The sequence below is a fragment of the Morganella morganii genome (genome assembly GCF_019242955.1).
Classification (GTDB): Bacteria; Pseudomonadota; Gammaproteobacteria; order Enterobacterales; family Enterobacteriaceae; genus Morganella; species Morganella sibonii.
The window spans coordinates 2,866,320-2,886,425 of sequence record NZ_CP066129.1; the positions used below are offsets into that span (position 1 = coordinate 2,866,320).

Here is a 20,106-nt window from a genome sequence, read left to right on the forward strand (position 1 = left end):
TGATTTAACGTCTGCATAATGGTATTTCCGGGTTGCATCCTGTATGTTGGATACAACCTGTTCACTGCCCGGGAGTATCTGATAAATGGCCTGTATTTTTTGTGATATTGCAGCGGGGAAATCCCCCTGTCATAAGATTTGGGAAGACGAAAACTATCTGGCGTTTTTGTCCATTTTTCCCAATACCGACGGGTTTACCGTTGTGATCCCGAAAGCGCATTATCCGAGCTATGCATTTGATCTGGAAGATGATGTCCTGACCGGACTGGTACTGGCGACCAGGAAAGTGGCAAAAATTCTGGAACAGGCATTTCCGGATGTCGCCCGCTGCGGGATGTTTTTTGAGGGCTACGGTGTGGATCATATCCACAGTAAACTCAGTCCGATGCACGGTACGGCGGATATGACGGAATGGCGGCCGATTGAACATAAACAACCCGCGTTTTACACGCAGTATCCGGGATTTTTGTCATCCCACGACTGTGAGCGGGCAGATGACGGGAAGCTGGCTGAACTGGCTGCAGCTATCCGCGCAAGTCAGAAAAACTGAGTAATTCCGGTGGTGCGCTCACCGCCGGAATATTGTATCAGCAGAATATTGTATTAGCAGAATATTGTATTACCGGAATACGATATCAGCGGACTTCACAGCCGACTACTGTCGCATACCCCAGGCCGTCACTGTCCATCATCAGCAGGCATTGCGGGCTGAGGGTTTCCATGGCTTTTATCAGCATCATCGCCATCACAAAGACGGCTTCTCTGTCAGCACTGACCTGATTATCCGCAATATAAATATTATTTTTCAGGAAGGTACGGCGTTGTGCTTTATTGCAGAACTCATAAATCACATCCTGAGCCAGTTCACTTTCCCGCATCAGCCAGAACGATTTTTCTTCCTCTTTATCCAGCAGATTCATTTTTTCCAGCATCGGAAGATCGGACGTTAACTGCATTTCATTGATCGGCATAAAGCGTGACAGACTGCCGCTGAACGGGAATGTATTGCGCTCAAAATAGTAGCAGGATGTCAGCAGAATGGCACTTGCCATTTCATGAAAGGCCGGGATTTGACCAACCTGCCAGATATTCAGTCCGGCGAGCAGCCACATGGCGCTGTTATCCTCCTCATCAAACAAATGACCGATATCATCCGGGCTCTGAATGATTTCTGCCGTGCAACCCCAGATTTTTGTCACCGCACGTTCGATTTCTGAATTTTGCAGCTGATTCGGGGTAACCACATACACGGTTTTTAATTTTGACTGGTAACCTTCGTGCTGCTGATTCAGATCTTTATCCAGTGCGGTAAAAATAGCTTCAACCGAGTGGTCATAACCGGCAAGCGGCTGTTTATCTTCCTCTTCTGTCCGCCGTTTTTGCTCTGATGTGTAAGCTTGTTTAACATTTTTCGGCATCAGTAATGAAGCTCCGGTCACCATCAGTTTGCGCTGACACCAGTTTACCCATTCATTACGTTTAAAATTAATGGAGGCATTCCAGCTCTGACAGGCTATCCGCGCCTGCTCATGACGGTGCATGGCATAAGTAAACAGACACATCCAGATCAGAATGTAAGGCAGGTAGATAAAGATCAGTACTTCTGTCAGCGGGAGTTTGAAAATATAAAAATCGAGGAAAAAGATCAGTGCCAGAACAGCGAACAGCAATCCCAGCCACAGCGTAATTTTGGCACCCGGCGCATCACGTTTAACCGGAAATTCAGGAACAGGCCACGACATCGGAATAGAGCTCCATGCTGAAAAAAACAGAGATATGCCGCTCCGGGCTGCCGGAACGACGTCAGTATTGGTTATAAAAAGAGAGATCACAAAAAATCGTGACTGATACAGGAAAATAACGGCAGACCGGTTAAAAACTTTAATGGAACAGTATGAGGCAGATCACAGAATCAGACGGAAAGTATCGGGAAACAGACAGAAATACAGAAAGAGGATAATAAGACGAAAAAGAGAGAGAAGAAAGATGGTGGGTCGTACAGGATTCGAACCTGTGACCAATTGATTAAAAGTCAACTGCTCTACCAACTGAGCTAACGACCCATCTTTGGGATTTACTTTTCAGGAATGGTGGGTCGTACAGGATTCGAACCTGTGACCAATTGATTAAAAGTCAACTGCTCTACCAACTGAGCTAACGACCCATACCTGAGTGATGCGGGAGAATCATGTGAAGTGGTGGGCGATACCGGGCTCGAACCAGTGACCCCCTCCTTGTAAGGGAGATGCTCTACCAACTGAGCTAATCGCCCACTTCAGGATGACTGCAACTTACATCATTATTATGAATGGTGGGCGATACCGGGCTCGAACCAGTGACCCCCTCCTTGTAAGGGAGATGCTCTACCAACTGAGCTAATCGCCCATTCATAACATTTACTTCTTTACTTCACTATCACAACGTTCATTCTTAATAAGAATGGTGGGCGATACCGGGCTCGAACCAGTGACCCCCTCCTTGTAAGGGAGATGCTCTACCAACTGAGCTAATCGCCCGTCGTGATGGAGGTGCATTATAGGGATCTCCGCGTTTGAGTCAACGCTTTTTCGAAAGAAAATGATCGTTCGTTGTAATTTTAGTCACCCTGTTCTGATTATCGCCATCCGCGTGCAGTATGTAAGCAGAAATCGGATAAATCGTGATCTCCGTCGGGTTAATCGCTGCAAAAACACGCTGTTTTGTCATGCTTTTTTCCTTTTAACGCGAGAAAAATGACTTTTTCGGCCTTCTTTCCCCCTTTTCATTGAGGAATTATGTCTCAGTGCTAAAATATCCCGCATCGTATTTCATCATCCACTACGTCTGGCGCAGACGTTATGAAAGGCATTCCAATGAGTAAAGTAAAAACCCGTTTCGCACCCAGCCCTACCGGCTACCTGCATGTGGGCGGTGCACGTACCGCTCTGTACTCCTGGCTGTACAGCCGTCACAATCACGGTGAATTCGTCCTGCGTATAGAAGATACCGATCTTGAACGCTCAACTCAGGAAGCTATCGACGCCATTATGGACGGGATGAACTGGTTAAATCTCGGCTGGGATGAAGGCCCGTATTACCAGACCAAACGTTTCGATCGCTACAATCAGGTGATCGACACCATGATTGAAAACGGAACAGCTTACCGCTGCTACTGTTCCAAAGAGCGCCTGGAAGCCCTGCGTGAAAAACAGATGGCAAATAATGAGAAGCCGCGTTATGACGGCTGCTGCCGCGATCACGCTCATAACCATACTGCGGACGAACCGCATGTGGTGCGTTTCCGTAACCCGCAGGAAGGGTCTGTTATTTTTGATGACAAAATCCGCGGGCCGATTGAATTCAGCAACCAGGAACTGGATGACTTAATTATTCGCCGTACTGATGGCTCCCCGACCTATAACTTCTGTGTGGTTGTCGATGACTGGGATATGGAAATTACCCATGTTATCCGTGGTGAAGACCATATCAACAACACGCCGCGCCAGATCAATATCCTGAAAGCGCTCGGCGCACCGGTGCCGGAATATGCCCACGTCTCCATGATCAACGGCGACGACGGTAAAAAATTATCCAAACGTCATGGTGCGGTAGGTGTAATGCAGTACCGTGATGACGGTTATCTGCCGCAGGCTCTGCTGAACTACCTGGTGCGTCTGGGCTGGTCTCACGGTGATCAGGAAATCTTCAGTATTGAAGAAATGACTGAGCTGTTCACGCTGGAAGCCGTCAGCAAATCTGCCAGTGCATTCAATACTGAGAAATTACAGTGGCTCAACCACCACTATATTAACAGTATGCCGGCGGAAGAAGTGGCCGTTTACCTGCAATGGCATATTGAAAATGCCGGGATTGATACCCGCAACGGCCCGCAACTGGCCGATCTGGTCCGCCTGCTGGGCGAACGCTGCAAAACACTGAAAGAAATGGCGGAAACCTGCCGTTACTTCTATGAAGATTTTGACAGCTTCGATGCCGATGCAGCGAAAAAACACCTGCGTCCGGTTGCCCGTCAGCCGCTGGAAGTAGTTAAAGCCAAACTGACCGCACTGACCACCTGGACACCGGAAGCCGTACATGAAGCCATTCAGGCAACGGCTGATGAACTGGAAATCGGTATGGGTAAAGTCGGTATGCCGTTACGTGTTGCTGTAACCGGTGCCGGTCAGTCTCCGGGCCTGGATGTGACCGTACATGCGATTGGTCAGTCCCGCTCTCTGGCGCGTATCGATATGGCGCTGGGCTTTATTGCTGAGCGCGAAGCACAATAATCATTATCTGCTGCTCAATACCCGGCCCTGTGCCGGGTATTTTTTCATCGGTCGCACACTAATTTCATATTAAGCCGTTGACAGCACAGGGAAGCTTGCCTATTATGCTGCGCGTCCGGTCGATTTTATCGGGGCTATAGCTCAGCTGGGAGAGCGCTTGCATGGCATGCAAGAGGTCAGGGGTTCGATCCCCCTTAGCTCCACCAAATCTTTGGTGACTGATAATATCGCGACACCCGGTTTTCCGGGGCTATAGCTCAGCTGGGAGAGCGCTTGCATGGCATGCAAGAGGTCAGGGGTTCGATCCCCCTTAGCTCCACCAAATTCAAACCCCGGTCTCTGACCGGGGTTTTTTGTTTCTGTTTTCTGTCATTGTGCGGTATAGCCGCCATCCACCGGATAGAACCCGCCGGTACAGAAACGGCTGTCATCTGACAGCAGAAACGCCACCATTTTTGCGACTTCTTCACGAGTGGCCATCCGTTTCATCGGGTGACTTTCTGCCATCATTGTCTGCACATCCTGCGGTAAATCCAGAATAGCCGGTGTCGCCACATAACCCGGCCCGACCGCATTAATCCGCACGCCCTGCTCTGCATATTCCAGCGCCGCTGCACGGGTCAGCCCGAGTACGGCGTGCTTGGCTGCAGTATAAGGGGCGATCCCTGCAATACCGGTTATCCCGTTACAGGCCGATAAATTCACCACCGCCCCGCCGCCGCTTTTGATAATGGCGGGAATGCCGAATTTCATCCCGAGAAATGTACCGGTTACATCCGTATCAATCACATCCTGCCAGGCCTCAAAATCGTAATCCGCAATCTTCACACCGTGCGGCCCGGTGATGCCGGCATTATTCACCAGACCGTGTAAAGCACCGAATTTATCCAGCACCGTATCCACCATCTGTCTGCAATCATTCAATTTACGTACATCTGCTTTGATTGCCAGCACGCTATCCCCCGTAGGATCCAGCTCATTTATTGCTTTTTGTAAAAGACCCGGATTTCGCCCGGTAATTGCCACTTTAGCGCCTCTTTTCAGTAATTCACGGGCAATTCCTTCACCCACCCCGGTTGAAGCCCCTGTAATCAGTATAATCTTCTGTTGAAAGTCAGACACGATATCACCTTTTAATTAACTTTGGTTAACTAAAAGCTTAATTGATTAACTTTTGTTAATCAATGTTCTTTTCCTGATTTTGCCTTTCAGCTAAACTAAGGAGTGAGGATAAAAGGGAGGTGTTATGTCATTCAAGGAACTGGAAAATACACTGTCATTGTTACAGTGCACATTGGTAGCGCAACGAACCATCTGCTCACCCGAAAAGGTGACATGGGCACAATATGATGTCATGGAAATGTTGCGCCTTCAGGGGGATTTAACCCCGTCGGATTTAAGCCAGAAACTCGGGATTTCGCGCCAGAATGTCTCGAAATCATTGCGGGCGCTGAAAAAACATCAGTTTGTTTCCCAGTATCAGTCGGAGACCGATAAACGGGAACTGGTTACCCAGCTGACACCGGAAGGTGAAGAGTTTCTGTCACGCGCGGCAACAGGACGCACACGCAATGCAGAAAAAGTATTTGCAAGTCTTGATGACGATGAACAGCGTCAGTTTCGTATACTGAGCAGGAAAGTCATCGATGCACTGACACAGGATCAGTGAGCAGGACGTTTAAGCGGTTTTATCAGGCCACTTAAACCTTCAATTTTAATCGCGAGGGTGATCTGCATCAGCTGACCCAGACGTCCTTCAGGAAAGCAGTCTTTACGGGCAAACCAGAGCAGGTATTCCTCAGGAAGGTCAATTAAACGACAACCTTTGTATTTACCAAATGGCATAGCAGTATTAGCGACAGCCACTAAATCTTCTTTTTCCATCATCTTTCCTGATGTAACTGAAACGGTCTTCCGCGGAAGACCGTTTTTCATCATTGTTGTCAGTTCAGCAGCGCAATAAATTCATTTTCATCTATTACTTTAATACCCAGCTCTTCCGCTTTGGCCAGTTTGGAGCCGGCCGCTTCCCCCGCAACCACCAGGTCGGTTTTTTTCGACACGCTGCCGGTCACTTTGGCACCCAGAGCTGTCAGACGATCTTTTGCCTCATCACGGGTCAGAATCTGCAATGAGCCGGTCAGCACAACCACTTTACCGGCAAACGGATTATCCAGTGCCGATGCATCCACAGCCACCACATCCGGCCAGCTGATACCGGCTTCGTCCGTCAGTTTGGTGATAACCTCCCGGTTATGCTGTTCACGGAAGAAATTCACCACATGCTTCGCCACTACCTCACCCACATCAGGAACCGCTTTCAGCGCTTCTGTATCCGCCTGCTGCAGGGCCTCCAGCGTTCTGAAATGTTCCGCCAGGTTAGCAGCTGTGGCTTCGCCGACTTCACGTATTCCCAGCGCATAGAGGAAACGGGCGAACGTGGTCTGTTTTGATGCCGCCAGTGCATCTGTCAGTTTTTGTGCGGATTTCGGCCCCATACGCTCCAGTCCGGTCAGCTTTCCGGGTGTGAGCTTCCACAGATCCGCCGGTGTCTTCACATATTCCGCATCCACCAGCTGATCGATAATTTTATCGCCCAGACCGTCCACATCCATGGCGCGGCGGGACACAAAGTGCTTGAGTGCTTCTTTGCGCTGCGCCCCGCAAATCAGGCCGCCGGTACAGCGGGCAACAGCTTCGCCCTCCACCCGCTCAATATCTGATCCGCATACCGGGCAATGGAGCGGAAACTCAATTTCCCGTGCATCTGCCGGACGTTCAGATTCCACCACGCCCACCACCTGCGGGATCACATCCCCGGCACGGCGGATAACCACAGTATCGCCGATTTTCAGCCCGAGGCGGCTGATTTCATCCGCATTATGCAGTGTGGCATTACTGACCGTCACACCGGCCACCAGCACCGGCTCCAGACGGGCAACCGGGGTAATGGCACCGGTACGGCCGACCTGAAACTCCACATCACGGACAACCGTCATCTGCTCCTGGGCCGGGAATTTAAAGGCCGTCGCCCAGCGCGGTGCACGGGATACAAAACCCAGCGCCTCCTGCTGTGCGATGGAATCCACTTTGATCACCACACCGTCAATATCAAAGCCCAGCACCGGACGGCTCTCTTCCACATTGTGATAGAAATCCAGCACAGCCTGACTGCCGGTACAGCGCATAACCCGGTCGCTGACCGGTAATCCCCAGGCTTTAAATTGCTGCAGCCGCTCATAATGACTGCCCGGCAGTGTGCCGCCCTCCAGCACGCCCACGCCGTAACAGAAAAAGGTCAGCGGACGTTTTGCCGTCACTGACGGGTCCAGCTGGCGCAGTGAACCGGCCGCCGCATTACGCGGATTGGCAAATACTTTGCCGCCGGTGCGGCGCGCTTCCTCATTCATTGCCTCGAAGCCTTTCTGCGGCATAAAGACTTCACCGCGGATCTCAACACGCTGCGGGATATTTTCCCCGCGCAGTTTCAGCGGGATAGCGCGGATAGTCCGCACATTGGCGGTAATATTTTCCCCGGTCGTACCGTCCCCCCGGGTTGCTGCCTGTACCAGGCTGCCGTTTTCATACAGCAGGCTGACCGCCAGGCCGTCAAGTTTCAGTTCACAGCAGAATGTCAGATCCTGCGTGTCTTTCAGACGGTCGCGCACACGTTTGTCAAAAGCGAGATAACTCTCCTCATCAAACACGTTATCCAGTGACAGCATCGGGATTTCATGACGCACCTGTTCAAAGGCACTCAGCGGCGATGCCCCGACCCGCTGTGTCGGGGAATCCGGTGTAATCAGCTCCGGATGTGCCGCTTCCAGTGCTTTCAGGCTCTGCATCAGACGGTCATATTCCGCATCCGGCACTTCCGGGTTATCCAGTACGTGATAACAGTATTCATGATGGCGCAGCGTGGCGCGCAGTTGTTCAATGTCGTTTTCGTTATTTTTTGGCATCATAGTTATCTGCAATCTGTTTATACCTGAAAAAAACCCCCGTCATTGCGGGGGTTTTTATGCGATTTATGTTTCTCAGTTCTGTCCGGTGACGAGAACTTTCCGGATGCGCGCCTTGTACACCTCGATTTTCTGCGGTGTCAGCATCTTACGCTCTTCATCCAGAACCACCCCGCCGACATCCGATGCGATGCGCTGGGCGGCCTGTAACATCAGCTTAAAGTTCTGACCGGCATCGCCGTAGGACGGCACCATCATAAACATGGCCACACCCGGGGTTTCGATCTCTTCCATCTGCTCCGGCACAAATGTGCCCGGATTCACCATATTGGCCAGACTGAACAGAACCGGACCGCTGCCCGCCGGATCTACATGGCGGTGATAGATATTCATGGCACCGAAACGGAACCCGGCCTGCTCAATCGCCGTGCGCAGGGTGTCACCCGCAAGCATCTGTCCCGGATGTGCGGACACAAACAAAGCCAGTACCAGTTCCTTGTTCTCCGCGCTGCTGGCCGGAACCTCTTCCTGTACCGGAACCGCTTCCGGTTCAGCCGCAGGTTCCTCTGCGTGTGTATGGGAAATACCGGCTTCTGCTTCTGCTGCCGTGATCACCGCTGCCGTTGTTATTTCCTCCGGAGCAGAGGCATCCGGTGCCGGTGCTTCCTGCTCTAAAGCATCAAATAATCCGATTTGCGGCTCTGTTTCCGGTGTTTTTACCGGCTGACGGCGCGGGCTCTGAGCTTTCGGTATCACAGGCTGCTCTTCCGGCGCTGATGACGGATATGCTCTGCCGGCAGATAATAACGGATCCTGCTCATTCTGCGCTTCTGAATACGGAGAAACCCGCGGAGCCGGATCTTCCGGTAATGCGGCAGCATGACGGGAGCCGTCAGCCTCTGACATGTCATCAGCGGCTTCATCCTGTGACTCGTATTTACGACGCTTCATGGGGCGCGCGCGAAACAGGGATGAGCGCTCTTTACGGCTCGTCCACAGTCCGTGAAGCAACAATGCGATGATTGCTGCCGCCCCCACAACGATTAATATCAGACGCAAATCTTGCATCAGTGCTATCTCTGTTGTTTAAATTAAAGGCCACCATGGCAAAATACTATCGTTTGATTACAAGAGTATTTGTCAATGATGTTAAGTTCAAGTCCCTGCACGTATTTCTTGCAATAAAGATCATTTAATTGCTCTTTTTGACTGATTTTTCATCCTGACATTTCATTTGTGGCCGGACAAATCAATAGTTCAGTCTGATAGTATAACGTTTTCCAATCATAGGAGTGAATAGGAAGTATGACAAATCCTGTCAGGCCGCTCAGCGGCTTTGCATATGTTGCACAAGGATGGCGGCTGATGATGCGTCCGGGTATCCGGGCCTTCGTGATTCTGCCGCTGCTGGCCAATATCGTGGTTATGGGCGGTGCACTCTGGTGGTTATTCAGTCAGTTTGGCGGATGGATGACCTGGCTGATGGATAAAGTCCCGGGCTGGCTGCAATGGCTGGATTATCTTATCTGGCCGGTGGCGGTGATCTCCGTGCTGCTGATTTTCAGCTATTTTTTCAGTACCGTCGCCAATATCATCGCCTCGCCGTTTAACGGCTGGCTGTCGGAGAAACTGGAAGCGGAACTGACCGGGCGTCCCGCGCCGGATCAGGGCTGGGCGGATCTGATGAAAGATATTCCGCGTATCCTGAAACGGGAGGTGGTCAAGCTGCTCTATTACATCCCGCGTGCCGTTATCCTGCTGATTCTGTTCTTTATTCCCGGGGTCGGACAGACAATCGCACCGGTACTCTGGTTTATTTTCGGTGCATGGATGATGTCCGTCCAGTACGGGGATTTTCCGTTTGATAATCACAAGGTCAGTTTCCCGGACATGAAACGCACCCTGCGCCGCGATAATATGACCAACCTCCAGTTCGGTTCACTGGTCAGTGTGCTGACCATGATCCCGTTTGTGAACCTGTTTATCATGCCGGCCGCCGTCTGCGGTGCCACCGCGCTGTGGGTGGATCGCTACCGCGGACAGTTTGTCCGCGGCTGATCGGCCATCCCTTTCCGTGCAGGGCGGTTATCGCGCCGCTCTGCCGTTTTTCCTGTCTCTTATGCCTTTTCGCTATTAATTATCCGTCCGGTTATATGGATATGCCGATTATGTATTTCCTTTCCGCCGGTCAGCGGGTAATGTGGTTTTATATTTAGTCTGATTATGAATAACCCTATAAGGAAAACCGATGAGTAAGATATATGAAGATAATTCGCTAACCATTGGTCACACACCGCTGGTGCGCCTCAAACATTTCGGTCACGGCAATATCCTGGCGAAAGTGGAATCCCGTAACCCGAGTTTCAGCGTCAAATGCCGTATCGGTGCCAATATGATCTGGGATGCGGAAAAACGCGGTATTCTGAAGCCCGGCGTGGAGCTGGTGGAGCCGACCAGCGGTAACACCGGGATTGCACTGGCTTATGTTGCTGCCGCCCGTGGTTACAAACTGACCCTGACCATGCCGGATACCATGAGTATCGAGCGCCGTAAACTGCTGAAAGCACTGGGAGCAAACCTAGTACTGACCGAAGGTGCGAAAGGCATGAAAGGTGCGATTGAAAAAGCCGATGAAATCAGCGCGTCTGATCCGTCCCGCTATATCGTGTTGCAACAGTTCAGCAACCCGGCCAACCCGGCGATTCACGAAAAAACCACCGGCCCGGAAATCTGGGAAGACACTGACGGTAATGTGGATGTGGTGGTTGCCGGCGTCGGTACCGGCGGTACTATCACCGGTATTGCCCGCTACCTGAAAAATATCAAAGGGAAAAAAGACGTCACTATCGTGGCTGTCGAGCCGGAAGGCTCTCCGGTGATCACCCAGGCACTTGCCGGGGAAGAGATCAAACCGGGTCCGCATAAAATTCAGGGGATCGGCGCAGGGTTTATCCCGGGCAACCTGGATCTGAGCCTGATCGACCGTGTTGAACTTGTCAGCAACGAAGATGCCTTTGCAACCGCCCGCAAACTGATGGAGCGTGAAGGTATTCTGGCCGGTATTTCATCCGGTGCGGCCGTTATTGCCGCTGAGCGTCTCGCAAAAGAAGATAAATTTAAGGGCAAAAATATCGTTGTGATCCTGCCGTCTTCCGGTGAGCGTTATCTGAGTACTGCCCTGTTCGCAGATATCAGTGATGACTGATCAACTGAACGGATTCAGTCCGCGCCCTGCCTGACATCGAAAGCACCCTTAAAGGGTGCTTTTTTTGTGCAACGGATCAAAGTTTGGCACTCTGCGGGGTGATTTTTGTGCGGTTGTTTAGTATTAAAAATGTAATTATTTCACAGCTCAAAATAATGACACCAAATACGTATGTCGAATCTTCGGGTTGTGCTATTTTACTTGCTCCGGCTATGATTACTGTTATATGTCTTAATATTAACTGCCGATAAAAAATTTCTAACATGAGGTAACGCTATGTATCAGCAAGAAGTCACCATTACTGCTCCTAACGGCCTGCACACCCGTCCTGCGGCTCAGTTTGTCAAAGAAGCCAAAACCTTCGCATCTGACATCACCCTGACTTCCGGCGGCAAAAGCGCCAGTGCCAAAAGCCTGTTCAAGTTACAGACTCTGGGTCTGACACAGGGTACTGTGGTGACTATCGCCGCAGAAGGTGAAGATGAGCAGAAAGCAGTAGAGCACCTCGTCAAACTGATGGGTGAACTGGAGTAATCTCCTTCCGCCCTCACCTGTCAGGATCCCCGGCTATTGCTGCATGCCGGGGATAGTCTGTTTCCGGGTACGCTCACGCAGCCCGCTGCTGTACGTCCCCCAGTAAACTCAAAGGTATTATTATGGTTTCAGGAATCTCTGTTTCACCGGGTATCGCTTTTGGTAAAGCGTTGTTACTCAAAGAAGAACCTATCATTATCAGCCAGAAGTCGATTTCTGCTGAGCAGATTGATGCTGAAATCCGGCGTTTCACTGAAGGCCGCGCCAAAGCGTCCGCACAGCTGAATGCCATCAAAGAAACCGCTGAAAAAAATCTCGGTGCGGAAAAAGCCGAAATTTTTGAAGGTCATATCATGCTGCTCGAAGACGAGGAGCTTGAAAATGAAATTACTGACATCATCAAAAGCAAAAAAACGGCTGATTACGCGGTACACCAGGTGATTGAAGAACAGGCCACCGCGCTGGAAGGCCTTGATGATGAGTACCTGAAAGAACGTGCGGCAGATGTCCGCGACATCGGTAACCGTCTGCTGAAAAATATTCTCGGCATGCCGATTATTGACCTCAGCGCCATCGCTGATGAAGTTATTCTGGTTTCCAAAGATCTGACACCGTCCGAAACCGCACAGCTGAACCTGAAAAAAGTGCTGGGCTTTATCACCGATATCGGCGGACGTACTTCCCATACTTCGATTATGGCCCGTTCTCTGGAAATCCCTGCCGTCGTCGGTACCGGTAATGCCACTGAAAATATCAAAAGTGATGATTACCTGATTCTGGATGCGGTTAATAACACCATTTATCTCAATCCGTCAGAAGACGATATTGAACGCATGAAAGAAGTGCGTGACGACTATCTGGCGGAAAAAGCCGAACTGGCAAAACTCAAAGATCTGCCTGCCATCACTCTCGACGGCCACCAGGTCGAAGTCTGTGCCAATATCGGTACAGTGCGTGATATGCCGGGTGCGGAACGTAACGGCGCGGAAGGTGTCGGTTTATACCGTACCGAGTTCCTGTTTATGGATCGCGACTCGCTGCCGACAGAAGAAGAACAGTTCCGTGCTTACAAAGAAGTCGCCCAGGCTATGCCGGATGAGGCTATTATTGTCCGCACTATGGACATCGGCGGTGATAAAGATCTGCCGTATATGAATCTGCCGAAAGAAGAAAACCCGTTCCTCGGCTGGCGTGCTATCCGCATCTGTCTGGATCGCCGTGAAATTCTCGATACACAGCTGCGTGCGATTTTACGCGCCTCCGTTTTCGGAAAACTGCGTATCATGTTCCCGATGGTTATTTCCGTCGAAGAAGTCCGCGAACTCAATAAGATAGTGGACGAAATGAAACAGCAGCTGCGGGATGAACAGAAACCTTTTGATGAAACTATCGAAGTTGGTATCATGGTGGAAACCCCGGCGGCAGCAGTCAATGCACGTCACATTGCAAAAGAAGTCGATTTTTTCAGTATTGGAACCAACGACCTGACGCAGTATACTCTGGCTGTGGATCGCGGAAATGAGCTGATTTCCCATCTCTACAACCCGATGTCTCCTGCGGTGCTGAACCTTATCAAACAAGTCATTGACGCTTCCCACGCGGAAGGGAAATGGACCGGAATGTGTGGTGAGCTGGCGGGTGATGAACGTGCAACTTTATTGTTGCTGGGCATGGGTTTAGATGAATTTAGTATGAGTTCTATTGCTATCCCGCGTATCAAAAAACTGATCCGCAATACGCATTATGAAGATGCGAAAGCACTGGCTGAACAGGCACTCGCTCAGCCGACAGCAACAGAACTGATGGCACTGGTGGAAACTTTCACCAAAGAAAAAACCCTGTGCTGAGAACGCCAAATTCACGCCCGGTCCCGTATCAACATTTAGGAGAGTATTCATGGGTCTGTTTGACAAACTGAAGTCGCTGGTTTCGGATGATAAAAAAGACAGCGGCACGATTGACATCGTGGCGCCGCTGTCCGGTGAGATTGTGAATATCGAAGATGTGCCTGACGTTGTTTTCGCTGAAAAAATTGTCGGTGATGGTATTGCCATCAAACCGGCGGGAAACAAAATTGTTGCCCCTGTTGACGGTACAATCGGTAAAATTTTTGAAACTAATCACGCTTTCTCCATTGAATCGGACAGCGGGATTGAACTGTTTGTTCACTTCGGGATCGATACAGTCGAACTGAAAGGTGAAGGCTTCAAACGTATTGCGGAAGAAGGCCAGCGCGTACAAAAAGGTGATCTGGTGCTTGAGTTTGATCTGGCTCTGCTCGAAGAGAAAGCCAAATCCACCCTGACTCCGGTGGTTATCTCTAATATGGATGAAATCAAAGAGATGACCAAAATGACCGGCCCGGTCACTGTCGGTGAAACTGTTGTCATTAAAATCAAAAAATAACAGCGTTTGCACCATAGTCTGTACACTGAAAAACGGTTTCTGCGGAAGCCGTTTTTTTCGCCTGTTTTCCTTTGATTGATTAATTCTGTTGTATTATCCCCTGCCTGTTATCCGGAAACAGCCGGAAAAGTATTTCTCACCTCAGTGAAATGCGCTAACATGATCTCCCGTGACGGTCCGCAATTTATGCAGATAACATATTGCCTGATGCGGCCGGGTCCGCCGGAACGGCGGGCGGGATAAACGGGATATTTTCATTTTCGTTCGTCACAAAATGGTAATGCTATGGAATTTAATTCAGTTCAGACACAGCAAATAAAGCAGAACATGCGCCTGTTCACTGAGCGCCTGTATCCGAATGGTCATATCCCCGATGAGTTCGATGTTCAGTACCGTACTGACAATAACAACATACTGATTTATCAGAAACAACTCGTCTGCCCGTGCGGCACTCCGCAAACCATCGAAAAACAAATCGCCAAACTGACCTGGTCAGAAGCTGATGATAACTGGCAGCTTTTTTATGTGGATAACAATAAATGGCAGCCGGATCCCGACACCCCGGCCGGCACACTGAGTACACTGCTGAAACAGATTCTGGATGATAAATCTGACCGTTTTATTTTCAGTTAGTCACCACATCACACAATTAAGCCCCGTTAAGGGGTTTATTTGTGAATTTTGATCGTTTTCACGTATAGTGCTCTTTACGCAGGTTACTATTACTAATAACTTATTTGCCGGCTTTCAGATTGAGAGGTGTGTATGTATAAAACGATTATAGTTCCAATCGATATTTCCGAAACCGGGCTGACCCGCGAGGTGATCCCGACGATTCAGACATTAGCCAAATTTGAAAATGCCAAAATTCACTTTATCGCTGTGATCCCGTCATTCTCTCACTTTGCGTCGTTCGGCATTGCCTATGCCGCAACCCTGCCGGAAAAAGATGAGATTCTGGACAGCGCCAAAGAACAACTGGCGAAGATGGTCAGTGATTTTAATCTGCCTGCGGAGCAGTTTGAGCTGCATGTCGTTTCCGGCTCACCAAAAGATCAGATTCTGAAACTGGCGGATACCCTGGAAAGTGACCTGATTGTGATCAGCTCACGCCGCCCGGATATGTCCACCTATCTGCTTGGCTCTAATGCGGCGGCTGTTGTGCGTTACGCCCATACCTCGGTTCTGGTTGTCCGCTGATACGCGGCAGTGCCTGACTGAACGCCCGTTTTAACGGGCGTTTGTTTTTTTTATTTCCCCGCAATCCCGCAGATAATCACTGTCCGGCATACCAGTCACGGATAACTGACAGGATTTGTCCGGTATGGCGGTTTCCGTCACTATCCTTAAAGTAGTGATCCAGATTATCAAAGGTTCTGAATGTCACGGCCGGGTTCACCACCGCATTCTGCATCTGCTTAAACGATGTGATACTAATATTGGTATCATTCAGCGTCTGAATAACCAGAACCGGTTTTGTCTGACCGTTCAGCACCTGTTGTGCATCTGCCGCCAGATATTCACGCCACCAGCGTGGTCCGTGCTGACTGACCAGCATATCGTCTGCCACCTCATTGCGTTTTACCGCATCGGTAAATGCCAGAAAACCGGCTAATTCAGTCTCCTCAGGTGGCTGAGGACTATTGCGGAAGCTATCCGTGACATCATCAAGGAAAAAGCGCCCGCCGCCGTTGATCGCCACCACCGCATCAACCGCCGGTGACGCCAGCGCGGTATGCTCCGCAACCGTTGCCCCTTCGCTGCCGCCCAGCAGCAGCACTGTGCCATACTCCCCTTTCAGACGATCGAGCACCGCCGCATAATCACTGACCCGGACTGACAAAGTATCGTTGAGCATGGTTTCCGCCGGGCAATCTGCCCGCTCACCATCACGGTCATTAAAAGGCAGCGCATCGGTAATGCCGTATTTTTCCACCAGCAGAATGTCATGATCCGGGAACGCACCACCGAATGTATCCACCATAAAACGGTTATTTTTGGCACTGTTACAGTCTGAGCCCTGAATCAGCACCAGCAATTTCCGGGTCGGTTCCGCCTGCTGATGCAACAGGTAATAATGAATATCACTGCCATCCTGCCGGACAAGACTTTCTGTCCGGGCCGCTGCTTTCCCGCTATTTTTTGTTTCTGATGCCATTGCCGGCATAATCAGCAGACAACCCAGTAATGCACCGATGACAGCCTGACGCATTTTTACCCCTTCACATAAAACAGATAATCAAACAATGTGCGGAAACCCAGCTTCTGATACAAACTCAGCCCCTCAGAAGAGGCTTCCAGATAACAATCACGAAACCCGCGTTTCCGGCACAGTGTCAGTGCATGGTCCAGCAGCAGTGTGGCGTAACCGTTGCCCTGATGTGCAGGTATTGTCCCGAGATCGTCAATCCGCGCCCCGCATTCAGACAGAGACAGCGTGATGCAACTGACCGGTTTCCCGTCACATAGTAAAACCGCATGGTGCAGCTCAGTACCGTTTGCCATTGCGCGCTGATGATAGCTGATATAATCACTGATGATACTGAACTGCGGCGTTTCCTCTCCGTCTTCCTCATCAGCCGGAAACGCGGCTTCCAGCGGCTCAGCCCATAACGCAAGCTGATCATTGACCTCCCGGATTTCACATCCCGCCGGAAGGACAGAAGATGGCTGCCACTCATCAATATTCAGATGCATGGCACTGGTTTCACCGTCAGCCTCATAACCGGCAGCCTGAATCTGCGGATGCAGTGCTTCCGCGGCAGATTTCTCCGCCACCAGGCAATGGGGTTTGTGATGAACGGAAAAAGCCTGCTGTGCCTGTGCAAATTCATTTTTATCCGCACCGGCCTGCAAATAGATATAGTTAAATACCGGCACCGGTAACGGTGTCAGATAACACTCTGCACGATCACTGACAGTGATAACGGTTTGTACGATATTGCGCCAGAAATGACGCTCTGTGGCGCGGTAATTCTGTAAACTCATGGTGTCTCCGGAACAGCGTAAGATTCGGCCAGTGTCTGTGAGATAAGTTCTTCAAATAACACTTCCTGGCCGCCCGGGATCAGCTGGCGGTGAATATCCCGGCGTTTGTTATCATCACACAGGCGCTGCGCCACCCAGCCGGTCAGATAGATAGCAGACAGACACCCGCCTGCGGTAGCAATATTACCGGCAATCACGATAGGTGTATCTTCCGGCTCTGCCCCCTCAGCTCTGAAACGTGCCATGGCATCCGGGTGAGTTGTCGAACGCAGGCCCGTCAGTAGCCCCAGTTTATGCAGGATAAACGAACCGGCACATACAGAGCCCAGCAACTGTTTTTCCGGGTTCAGCTGTAATGCCCCGGTAAATGCCGGGTCTGCCAGTGCCGCCGGAATGCCTTTCTGACCACTGGTGAACAGCACAGCATCCGCATCAGCAGCCTCAGACAACGGCCCGTCTGTTTTCACTTCCTGTCCGAGTACAGAGACATGAACGGGTTTCGTGCCAAGCACTTTTACCGTCCACGCCTGTTTTTCCCGTCCGAAAATATCCCGCATCAGAAAGTAATCGATATCTGTAAATTCATCAAAAATCACTATAGCAATAGTTTTCATCGGAACCTCTCAGGTAAAAACACGGGTTTTGAGCATCCGGAAGATGAATACAGATGCAGATTGCTCCACTCTATAACATAAGCCGCCATGTACCTTATCAGAATGTTAAGGTATTTCATGGCTGCGCTGATACTCAGCGTCTGCGCACCGCCATAATCTGATGCACCACAATACCCGCCAGTAATCCCCAAAAAGCAGAGCTGATGCCGAGCAGCGTAATGCCGGACGCTGTCAGCAGAAAACAGATAATCGCTGCATCCCGCCCTTTTTCATCCGCCAGTGACTGATGCAGGCTGTTCATCAGGGTTGTCAGCAGTGCAAGCCCGGCCAGGATCTGTATCAGAACCGCCGGAAAGGCATTGAACAGCATAAATACCGCTCCGCCGAAAATCCCGGCCAGCAGATAAAATATTCCCGCCCAGACAGCTGCGGTATAACGCTGTGCCGGATCAGGATGCACATCCGGTGCCATACAAATCGCAGCGGTGATCGCGGCAATACAGATACTGAATCCGCCCCACGGTGCAAGCACCATCGCCGCCAGCGAGGAGCAGGCCAGCAATACTGAGGTATGCGGCGGATAGCCGTTAGCCTGTAAAATCGCAATCCCCGGGGCATTCTGAGAGGCCAGAGACACAATAAAAAACGGAATACCGACACTGATCAGAGAAGTCAGTGTAAATGACGGCATCACAAATTCCGGCAGGACAAACACATTGCCCGTCCGGACAAAATGCAGGTCACCGCTCAGTCCGGTCACGGTAATCCCTGTGATCAGTGCCGCAATGATGGCATACAGCGGGAAAATCCGCCGCATCACCACATAAGCGGCAATCATGGCGGCGCACAACACGAAACTGATATCGAGCGCACCGAATGCCGTCAGCCCGAAACGCAACAGAATGCCTGCCAGCATCGCTGACGCCAGCGCACGGGGAATGTGATTCATCAGCCGGGCAAAAATACCGGTTACACCACACAAAAACATCAGCCCGGACGCAAAAATAAACACTCCGACGGCTTCACTGATGCTCACACCGGATAGACTGGTGACCAGCAGCGCAATTCCCGGTGTGGACCAGGCCGTCAGCACCGGCATTTTATACCAGAGTGACAAGCCGATAGTCGTCACCCCCATCCCGATCCCCAGCATCATCAGCCAGCCGCCGGTTTGTGCGGCATCAAGCCCCGCCACCTCCAGTGCCTGTAAAATAATGGCCACCGAACTGGCGTAACCGACCAGTACAGCAACCAGTCCCGTCATCATCATTGCTGGAGAAAAGGCACGAAAAAATGTTAACTTAGTCATAGGAACACACCATCGGATGTTATAGCATACGACCGGAACTCTACCACCGGATGCTATAACGGACAATGACGATCACCCGGAATAATGACAATTTATGCACGATATCACACCGGCTGTTGCTGAAACTTTTAAACAACTGCGTGCCGAACGCGGACTGAGTCTCAGCCAGGCAGCACAACTGACAGGCGTCAGCAAAGCCATGCTCGGCCAGATTGAACGCGGGCAGTCCAGCCCGACTGTATCGACACTCTGGAAAATCGCCACCGGATTCAATGTGGCTTTTTCTGTATTTCTGGAAGGCGCACAACCACAGCAGCAACCGGGGCTTCACCCTTTTGCAAAACTGCCGGTCTTTGAGCAGACCCGCTCCGGGATGCGTGTCACACCGCTGATCCCGTTTGATGATGAACTGAAAACAGACTTACTGAAGATTGACCTGCTGCCCGGGGCGCTCAGTGAATCCGGCCCGCATGAGCCGGGCGTTATCGAGCATGTCATTGTGCTGGAAGGCGCATTACAGCTGCGGCTGGGAGATGAATGGCATACTGTTTCGGCCGGGGAATCTCTGCGCTTCCACGCGGATATCCCGCATGCATACGCCAACCCCGGACATTCCGTGGTCACGCTGCACAATCTGATCCACTACCCGCACCCTGCCGGCAGATAAAAAAAGCGGGGTATAAAAATATACCCCGCTTTGACTTAGCAGATCGTCTTACTTTATTTATAACATCAAAAAATTAAACTAAAATATATACCTGTTCAGTTTAACTTATTATATACCGTACTGATGAAACCGGACGATATGTTTATACTGAAC

21 protein-coding genes and 7 tRNA genes are annotated in these 20,106 nt (G+C 50.7%); 13 read left to right on the forward strand and 15 right to left on the reverse strand.

Translation table 11 applies throughout. The features are described from left to right. Window positions 1-85 precede the first annotated feature (85 nt). Window positions 86-550, forward strand: coding sequence for an HIT family protein (locus JC793_RS13590; RefSeq protein ID WP_166708221.1), 465 nt, complete (start codon window positions 86-88; stop codon window positions 548-550). 85 nt (window positions 551-635) lie between these two features. Here the strand turns inward: JC793_RS13590 and JC793_RS13595 are convergent, their stop codons facing one another. The 7 genes from JC793_RS13595 to JC793_RS13625 form a co-directional block, all read right to left on the reverse strand. Continuing rightward, window positions 636-1,742, reverse strand: a complete 1,107-nt coding sequence (locus JC793_RS13595; RefSeq protein ID WP_218426426.1) for a hypothetical protein — start codon at window positions 1,740-1,742, stop codon at window positions 636-638. Window positions 1,743-1,987: 245 nt separating this feature from the next. Beyond that, window positions 1,988-2,063: transfer RNA gene (locus JC793_RS13600), tRNA-Lys, on the reverse strand. A 25-nt stretch (window positions 2,064-2,088) separates the two neighbouring features. Then, a tRNA-Lys gene (locus tag JC793_RS13605) sits at window positions 2,089-2,164 on the reverse strand. 32 nt (window positions 2,165-2,196) lie between these two features. Then, a tRNA-Val gene (locus JC793_RS13610) sits at window positions 2,197-2,272 on the reverse strand. Window positions 2,273-2,309: 37 nt separating this feature from the next. Beyond that, window positions 2,310-2,385: transfer RNA gene (locus JC793_RS13615), tRNA-Val, on the reverse strand. A 55-nt stretch (window positions 2,386-2,440) separates the two neighbouring features. Further along, window positions 2,441-2,516, reverse strand: a tRNA-Val gene (locus JC793_RS13620). 40 nt (window positions 2,517-2,556) lie between these two features. Further along, window positions 2,557-2,706 (reverse strand): hypothetical protein, encoded by a 150-nt coding sequence (locus JC793_RS13625; protein ID WP_160316257.1) that lies wholly within the window; start codon window positions 2,704-2,706, stop codon window positions 2,557-2,559. 146 nt (window positions 2,707-2,852) lie between these two features. Between JC793_RS13625 and gltX the strand changes: the two genes are divergently transcribed. From gltX to JC793_RS13640, 3 genes are all read left to right on the forward strand, one after another. Next, a complete protein-coding gene (gene gltX / locus JC793_RS13630) occupies window positions 2,853-4,268 on the forward strand; it encodes a glutamate--tRNA ligase (protein ID WP_218426427.1) in 1,416 nt (471 codons plus the stop codon). Window positions 4,269-4,398: 130 nt separating this feature from the next. Then, window positions 4,399-4,474: transfer RNA gene (locus JC793_RS13635), tRNA-Ala, on the forward strand. Window positions 4,475-4,514: 40 nt separating this feature from the next. After that, a tRNA-Ala gene (locus JC793_RS13640) sits at window positions 4,515-4,590 on the forward strand. A gap of 47 nt (window positions 4,591-4,637) precedes the next feature. Here the strand turns inward: JC793_RS13640 and JC793_RS13645 are convergent. After that, window positions 4,638-5,390, reverse strand: a complete 753-nt coding sequence (locus tag JC793_RS13645) for an SDR family NAD(P)-dependent oxidoreductase (RefSeq protein WP_166708223.1) — start codon at window positions 5,388-5,390, stop codon at window positions 4,638-4,640. Window positions 5,391-5,514: 124 nt separating this feature from the next. On the opposite strand from JC793_RS13645, the gene JC793_RS13650 reads away from it, so the two are divergent. Continuing rightward, window positions 5,515-5,937: a MarR family winged helix-turn-helix transcriptional regulator gene (locus tag JC793_RS13650; RefSeq protein WP_046894808.1), complete on the forward strand. Its 423-nt coding sequence runs from the start codon at window positions 5,515-5,517 to the stop codon at window positions 5,935-5,937. On the opposite strand, the gene JC793_RS13655 is transcribed toward JC793_RS13650, so the two are convergent. From JC793_RS13655 to zipA, 3 genes are all read right to left on the reverse strand, one after another. Further along, window positions 5,931-6,152 (reverse strand): DUF3820 family protein, encoded by a 222-nt coding sequence (locus JC793_RS13655; RefSeq protein WP_182107226.1) that lies wholly within the window; start codon window positions 6,150-6,152, stop codon window positions 5,931-5,933. The two genes, JC793_RS13650 and JC793_RS13655, sit on opposite strands and share 7 nt — an antisense overlap. A 59-nt stretch (window positions 6,153-6,211) precedes the next feature. Next, window positions 6,212-8,233: an NAD-dependent DNA ligase LigA gene (gene ligA, locus JC793_RS13660; protein ID WP_218426428.1), complete on the reverse strand. Its 2,022-nt coding sequence runs from the start codon at window positions 8,231-8,233 to the stop codon at window positions 6,212-6,214. Between the two features lie 72 nt (window positions 8,234-8,305). Then, window positions 8,306-9,301, reverse strand: coding sequence for a cell division protein ZipA (gene zipA, locus JC793_RS13665; RefSeq protein WP_208323389.1), 996 nt, complete (start codon window positions 9,299-9,301; stop codon window positions 8,306-8,308). Window positions 9,302-9,535: 234 nt separating this feature from the next. On the opposite strand from zipA, the gene cysZ reads away from it, so the two are divergent. From cysZ to uspF, 7 genes are all read left to right on the forward strand, one after another. After that, window positions 9,536-10,288 carry a sulfate transporter CysZ gene (gene cysZ, locus JC793_RS13670; protein WP_218426429.1) on the forward strand — a complete coding sequence of 251 codons (753 nt, stop codon included), beginning with the start codon at window positions 9,536-9,538 and terminating at the stop codon, window positions 10,286-10,288. Window positions 10,289-10,478: 190 nt separating this feature from the next. Then, a complete protein-coding gene (gene cysK / locus JC793_RS13675) occupies window positions 10,479-11,435 on the forward strand; it encodes a cysteine synthase A (protein WP_107679956.1) in 957 nt (318 codons plus the stop codon). Window positions 11,436-11,711: 276 nt separating this feature from the next. After that, window positions 11,712-11,969 carry a phosphocarrier protein Hpr gene (gene ptsH, locus JC793_RS13680; protein ID WP_004240254.1) on the forward strand — a complete coding sequence of 86 codons (258 nt, stop codon included), beginning with the start codon at window positions 11,712-11,714 and terminating at the stop codon, window positions 11,967-11,969. Window positions 11,970-12,091: 122 nt separating this feature from the next. Continuing rightward, complete coding sequence (gene ptsI / locus JC793_RS13685; RefSeq protein ID WP_046894803.1) at window positions 12,092-13,816, forward strand: phosphoenolpyruvate-protein phosphotransferase PtsI; 1,725 nt, start codon at window positions 12,092-12,094, stop codon at window positions 13,814-13,816. 49 nt (window positions 13,817-13,865) lie between these two features. Next, complete coding sequence (crr, locus tag JC793_RS13690) at window positions 13,866-14,375, forward strand: PTS glucose transporter subunit IIA (protein WP_004240252.1); 510 nt, start codon at window positions 13,866-13,868, stop codon at window positions 14,373-14,375. Window positions 14,376-14,660: 285 nt separating this feature from the next. Further along, entirely contained in the window at window positions 14,661-15,008 is a 348-nt protein-coding gene (locus JC793_RS13695; protein ID WP_218426430.1) for a DUF3024 domain-containing protein, read from the forward strand. A gap of 132 nt (window positions 15,009-15,140) precedes the next feature. Then, complete coding sequence (gene uspF / locus JC793_RS13700; RefSeq protein ID WP_004240247.1) at window positions 15,141-15,575, forward strand: universal stress protein UspF; 435 nt, start codon at window positions 15,141-15,143, stop codon at window positions 15,573-15,575. Between the two features lie 76 nt (window positions 15,576-15,651). On the opposite strand, the gene JC793_RS13705 is transcribed toward uspF, so the two are convergent. From JC793_RS13705 to JC793_RS13720, 4 genes are all read right to left on the reverse strand, one after another. After that, entirely contained in the window at window positions 15,652-16,587 is a 936-nt protein-coding gene (locus tag JC793_RS13705; protein ID WP_218426431.1) for an alpha/beta hydrolase, read from the reverse strand. Window positions 16,588-16,589: 2 nt separating this feature from the next. Further along, complete coding sequence (locus JC793_RS13710) at window positions 16,590-17,363, reverse strand: GNAT family N-acetyltransferase (protein WP_218426432.1); 774 nt, start codon at window positions 17,361-17,363, stop codon at window positions 16,590-16,592. After that, the gene (locus tag JC793_RS13715) at window positions 17,360-17,977 is read right to left on the reverse strand and encodes a DJ-1/PfpI family protein (protein ID WP_218426433.1); all 618 of its coding nucleotides are present in this window, start codon (window positions 17,975-17,977) and stop codon (window positions 17,360-17,362) included. Before JC793_RS13715 ends, JC793_RS13710 begins: the two co-directional genes overlap by 4 nt. A gap of 133 nt (window positions 17,978-18,110) precedes the next feature. Further along, window positions 18,111-19,286, reverse strand: coding sequence for a benzoate/H(+) symporter BenE family transporter (locus JC793_RS13720; protein ID WP_218426434.1), 1,176 nt, complete (start codon window positions 19,284-19,286; stop codon window positions 18,111-18,113). A gap of 94 nt (window positions 19,287-19,380) precedes the next feature. On the opposite strand from JC793_RS13720, the gene JC793_RS13725 reads away from it, so the two are divergent. Next, window positions 19,381-19,953 carry a helix-turn-helix domain-containing protein gene (locus tag JC793_RS13725; RefSeq protein ID WP_052927506.1) on the forward strand — a complete coding sequence of 191 codons (573 nt, stop codon included), beginning with the start codon at window positions 19,381-19,383 and terminating at the stop codon, window positions 19,951-19,953. The last annotated feature ends 153 nt before the right edge of the window (window positions 19,954-20,106 follow it).

Bases quoted from the DNA above. Each gene is read 5' to 3' on its own strand.
- JC793_RS13655 (WP_182107226.1), bottom strand. From the start codon at position 6,152: ATGGAAAAAGAAGATTTAGTGGCTGTCGCTAATACTGCTATGCCATTT.
- cysZ (WP_218426429.1), top strand. From the start codon at position 9,536: ATGACAAATCCTGTCAGGCCGCTCAGCGGCTTTGCATATGTTGCACAA.
- JC793_RS13715 (WP_218426433.1), bottom strand. From the start codon at position 17,977: ATGAAAACTATTGCTATAGTGATTTTTGATGAATTTACAGATATCGAT.
- uspF (WP_004240247.1), top strand. From the start codon at position 15,141: ATGTATAAAACGATTATAGTTCCAATCGATATTTCCGAAACCGGGCTG.
- ptsI (WP_046894803.1), top strand. From the start codon at position 12,092: ATGGTTTCAGGAATCTCTGTTTCACCGGGTATCGCTTTTGGTAAAGCG.
- gltX (WP_218426427.1), top strand. From the start codon at position 2,853: ATGAGTAAAGTAAAAACCCGTTTCGCACCCAGCCCTACCGGCTACCTG.
- JC793_RS13590 (WP_166708221.1), top strand. From the start codon at position 86: ATGGCCTGTATTTTTTGTGATATTGCAGCGGGGAAATCCCCCTGTCAT.
- ptsH (WP_004240254.1), top strand. From the start codon at position 11,712: ATGTATCAGCAAGAAGTCACCATTACTGCTCCTAACGGCCTGCACACC.
- JC793_RS13625 (WP_160316257.1), bottom strand. From the start codon at position 2,706: ATGACAAAACAGCGTGTTTTTGCAGCGATTAACCCGACGGAGATCACG.
- cysK (WP_107679956.1), top strand. From the start codon at position 10,479: ATGAGTAAGATATATGAAGATAATTCGCTAACCATTGGTCACACACCG.
- JC793_RS13650 (WP_046894808.1), top strand. From the start codon at position 5,515: ATGTCATTCAAGGAACTGGAAAATACACTGTCATTGTTACAGTGCACA.
- JC793_RS13725 (WP_052927506.1), top strand. From the start codon at position 19,381: ATGCACGATATCACACCGGCTGTTGCTGAAACTTTTAAACAACTGCGT.
- ligA (WP_218426428.1), bottom strand. From the start codon at position 8,233: ATGATGCCAAAAAATAACGAAAACGACATTGAACAACTGCGCGCCACG.
- crr (WP_004240252.1), top strand. From the start codon at position 13,866: ATGGGTCTGTTTGACAAACTGAAGTCGCTGGTTTCGGATGATAAAAAA.
- JC793_RS13710 (WP_218426432.1), bottom strand. From the start codon at position 17,363: ATGAGTTTACAGAATTACCGCGCCACAGAGCGTCATTTCTGGCGCAAT.
- JC793_RS13705 (WP_218426431.1), bottom strand. From the start codon at position 16,587: ATGCGTCAGGCTGTCATCGGTGCATTACTGGGTTGTCTGCTGATTATG.
- JC793_RS13720 (WP_218426434.1), bottom strand. From the start codon at position 19,286: ATGACTAAGTTAACATTTTTTCGTGCCTTTTCTCCAGCAATGATGATG.
- JC793_RS13595 (WP_218426426.1), bottom strand. From the start codon at position 1,742: ATGTCGTGGCCTGTTCCTGAATTTCCGGTTAAACGTGATGCGCCGGGT.
- JC793_RS13695 (WP_218426430.1), top strand. From the start codon at position 14,661: ATGGAATTTAATTCAGTTCAGACACAGCAAATAAAGCAGAACATGCGC.